The organism is Streptomyces sp. MZ04 (genome assembly GCF_004684775.1).
Lineage (GTDB): Bacteria > Actinomycetota > Actinomycetes > Streptomycetales > Streptomycetaceae > Streptomyces.
Genome location: NZ_SRIC01000472.1, coordinates 1 through 3,748 on the forward strand (window position 1 = coordinate 1; position 3,748 = coordinate 3,748).

Sequence of the window (3,748 nt, forward strand, 5' to 3'; positions counted from 1 at the left end):
CGCCCGCCCCTGCCTGACCTCCCGCCGCTTCCTGACCGACCGGCCGAGCCGGCACTGCCCGCCATGCCCGGAACCGACGCCCAAGCGCTTGCCGTGCTCGCCACCGAGACAAGCCAACGCGCCCACAGCATGATGCGCGCGCTGACCGCACCGAGCCGCGCGGAATCCATGCCGAAGGAGGAAGCCGTTCCCGCCGACCCGGCCCACGACGCCGTCCGGCTGGCCGCCCGCCACCACCTCCACATCCCGCTGCAGCGGCGACTTGAGGGGACCCTGGACATGACCGAGGAAGAACTGGCACGCGCGGTCGCCGACTGGGCCCACACCAGCGGCAGCTGACCATGCCTCAGGCGTTGACCGATGCGTCACCTTCGGAGTCACGGCGGTTGAGGCGGTCACGGTGAGTGGGGTCTGGATTCCGCGTACGCGGTAGCGGTGCTGCCGCACCAGCCACTTGCGGATCTCGGATCCGGGCGCTGGCCGGAGGCGGCCGTAGCGCTCCTTGAAGGCGACGGCCTCGTCGCTGCGCCACCGCCCCTCGTGACCGGTCCCTCTGGATCCGGTTGGGGTCCGGTTCGTTTCGAGTGAGTGGCTGAGCAGGCGTTCTGTACGGGTGGGCTGGCCGTGAGTGCTGATCGCTCCTACCTTCTCGGTGAGGGGGTGGGGTGATGGTGTCCTTGCTCGAGGAGCTGGAGCGCCGCGAGTCCGCGATCCGTGAGCGCGTCTCCGAACTGCGGCTTCAGGTAGCTGAGTTGAGTGATCAGTTGGCGGCGTTCGAGGAGATGCTCGCGCAGGTGGAGGTCGCCCGGATGGTGGTGCGGGAGGTCCTCGACGACGCTGCCGAGGACGAGCAGGCGCCGTGGAAGGACGCCGGGCCGCCGGAGGCCCGTTCGCCGATCGGGGTGGTGACTGTGCCGCAGTGGGAGCCGGGTATGGGGGTGCCGGTGCTGTCGGAGGGATATCGGGACGTCGTGGGTGTGCTGCAGGCTGCGGGGCGGCCGATGCGGTCGAAGGCGGTGTCGGTGGCGATCGGGTGGGGCGAGGGCGCCTCGAAGGTGGAGTCGGTGCGGGCGAAGCTGAAGCGTCTGGCCCGGCGGGGCTGGCTCACCGAGGACAGTCCGGGCCTGTTCGCGCTGGTCGAACACACCGAGGACTTCGGGCCGCAGGGTCCCGGCTCTGGCGACTGAGGACCCTTCTTCCTACGTTCGTAGGTAACCAGCCAAAACGTCCGTAGGAAGAAGAGCCGGTGGAACCGTATGACAGGCCGTCGAGTTCTGACTGCTTTGAGGCGGCGACGATTTTGTTCAGGGTGCTCGTGACGGATCTGGCCTCGCCCGAGGCGGGTGAACTGGCCCATCACGAGCTGGAGGAACTCCTCGAAACGAGGGGCCGTGACCTGCTGCGACAGGTGTTCCAGGATCATCTGGACCTGCGGGAGCGCCGCGAACGGGAAGCCGTGGAGAGGCGACGGCCGCACGTGATCGGCTCTGACGGACTGCTCCGCCCGCGTCTGGAGACGGGCCATGGGCGGCTGCTGGCCACGGTGTTCGGCACGGTCAAAGTGTCCCGCTGCGCGTGGCGCCGCCTGGAAGCGGCCAACGTGCACCCGGCCGACGCCGCCCTGTCGCTTCCGCGGGGCCGGCACTCGCACGGCCTGGCCCGCCTCGCGGTCCAGGCCGCGACCCGCATGTCCTATGACGCCTCCCTGGAGGCGATCTGCCGCCGGTGCGGGCCGGTCCTCGGCAAGCGCCGGCTCGGCGGCCTGGTCGTCGAGGCCGCCCGCGACATCGACACCTTCTACGACGCGAGAATCTTCCAACCATGCACCCCCGCGACGGTGTTGGTGCTGTCAGTGGACGGCAAGGGGATCGTGATGGTGCGCCGGTAAGGCGCCTCTGTTGTATTCCCGATTCAGTCGGGAGGAACTTGGAGGAAAGTTCTTGGGCCCAATGGCTTACCTCAAGCCGAAAGGCGGCGGGGACCGCAGCATGCCAGGAAATCAGCGGCCGGGTTCAGACGTATGGGACGGCGCGCTGAGGGGCCCGCGTGATATGGCAAAGCCTGGATTGGTTGAATCCCAATTCCCGGAAGGTGTATACGCCCACCCATCGGAAAGACGTCTGGAACCGATGCCATGCCCTGCGACGACTCCGCATGACGGTCGACGCAACCTCCAGGACATGGGGCGATCCCTAACGAAGGGATTCAAGGGGATGAATGGGATGCCTAAGTCACGCTATTACGTACACAGAGGACGCACCCGGGATCACCTAAGGGGCGAAGTGCCCTATGGTGACGGAGGCCCCGTAGTAGTCGCAGGGGTAACGTCCTGCCAGGGAGGGCGGGAAAGCCGTCCACAGGGCCAAGGGGGCCAGGCTGTTCGGATGTTCGAACCGTGGGGGTATGCGTAATGCAGAACGCCCAAACGGTGTTGGATATCCTCCGAAAGCGCGGCAGGGAGGGCCTGCCGCTGGATCGACTGTATCGACAGTTGTTCAACCCGCAGTTATTCCTGATGGCCTACGGGCGAATCTATTCCAATCATGGATCGATGACGCCCGGGGCCACCGAGGAAACCGTGGATGGTATGTCGCTGGGAAAGATTGAGCAGATCATTGACGCTCTGCGTCACGAGCGCTATATCTTCAGCCCGGCACGGAGGACCTTCATCCCGAAAAAGAATGGGAAGCTGCGTCCCCTGGGGCTACCGATGGACGTTTCATACTGCCCCTCCTACTGTGGTTGTTTCGGTTCGAGGCGTGAAGTTCCGGTTCTGGGTGGCTCGTTGGAGGCAGGCGGACTTGACTGTGTTGTTCCAGGGGATGCTGAGGCGTCCGTCCTGGGCTTTGTGGGCGGCGAGTTCGCCGCGGCGGATCCAGTAGTAGAGGGCGCCGGCGCGGATTCCGAGCTTCGTGGCGGCGGTCTGGACGCTGAGTTCGCCGCGGGCGGTGGTGCCGGCGGGCAGCAGACGGCTGCCGATGCCGGTGGGTCCGGGGTGTTTGGGGGCGGCGATCTGGGCACGGATGCGGGTGTCGATCTCGTTGTTCCAGGCGATGGCGATCCGGCCGGTGTCGGTGCGCCGGGCCTGGAGGTGGCCGGCCCGGATCTGGTAGTAGACAACGGCGGCCAGGACCCCGAGGTGGGCGGCGGCCTGCTGGACGGAAATCTCCTGGTCTGCCAGGGCACTGGGCGGCAGCGGTCTGCTGCCCTCGCCGGTGGCGGCGGGCTCGCCGCTGTGGTCGAGGCGGTCACGGAGGCGTGCCTGGAGGGCGTCGGTGAGGGGAATACTCAGGCGGCCCTGCTCAGTGCGGTGGGCGGGCAGGTCACCGATGCGGATTCGGTAGTAGATGACGTTCTCGCCGACGCCGAGCCGGTTGGCGGCCTCGGTGACGGTGACCTCGCCAGGCAGCGCGGTGCCCCGCACCGGACGCGGATCCGCAGGCGTGAGGTGCCCGGAAGCCGCTATCTGGCGGCGGCAGTTGGCCTCGATGGTCTCGTCCCAAGGGATGCACCAGCGCCCGCTGTCGTCCTTGCGGGCGGGAAGTAGCCCGTGGCCGACCCAGTAGTAGAGCGCGCCCTCGGTCACCCCCAGGACCGAGGCGACCTGCTTGATAGAGATCTTGTCGGCGTACAAGTGGACGTGCACCACCTCGTACGGATGAGAGTGCACCAAAGTTGATGCGGTGGCAGACGGGTGCCGCGAGTCTTCTGTCGTCGGTTTCGAGGTGGCAGAGGGGCGGCGGACGGT

General features: G+C 67.2%; 3 protein-coding genes and 2 pseudogenes. 4 read left to right on the forward strand and 1 reads right to left on the reverse strand.

Annotation, left to right across the window (positions count from 1 at the left end; all coding sequences use genetic code 11):
• The 4 genes and pseudogenes from E2651_RS41985 to E2651_RS46280 form a co-directional block, all read left to right on the forward strand.
• Positions 1-339 (forward strand): annotated as a pseudogene (locus tag E2651_RS41985) (hypothetical protein); the annotation flags it as partial.
• 329 nt (positions 340-668) lie between these two features.
• Positions 669-1,187, forward strand: coding sequence for a hypothetical protein (locus E2651_RS41990; protein WP_135336526.1), 519 nt, complete (start codon positions 669-671; stop codon positions 1,185-1,187).
• A gap of 128 nt (positions 1,188-1,315) precedes the next feature.
• Positions 1,316-1,888, forward strand: a complete 573-nt coding sequence (locus E2651_RS41995) for a hypothetical protein (protein ID WP_135336527.1) — start codon at positions 1,316-1,318, stop codon at positions 1,886-1,888.
• Between the two features lie 522 nt (positions 1,889-2,410).
• Positions 2,411-2,710: pseudogene (locus E2651_RS46280) on the forward strand (maturase); the annotation flags it as partial.
• 9 nt (positions 2,711-2,719) lie between these two features.
• On the opposite strand, the gene E2651_RS44470 reads toward E2651_RS46280, so the two are convergent.
• A complete protein-coding gene (locus E2651_RS44470) occupies positions 2,720-3,670 on the reverse strand; it encodes a hypothetical protein (RefSeq protein WP_167829071.1) in 951 nt (316 codons plus the stop codon).
• Positions 3,671-3,748: the final 78 nt, after the last annotated feature.

Bases quoted from the DNA above. Each gene is read 5' to 3' on its own strand.
- E2651_RS41990 (WP_135336526.1), top strand. From the start codon at position 669: ATGGTGTCCTTGCTCGAGGAGCTGGAGCGCCGCGAGTCCGCGATCCGT.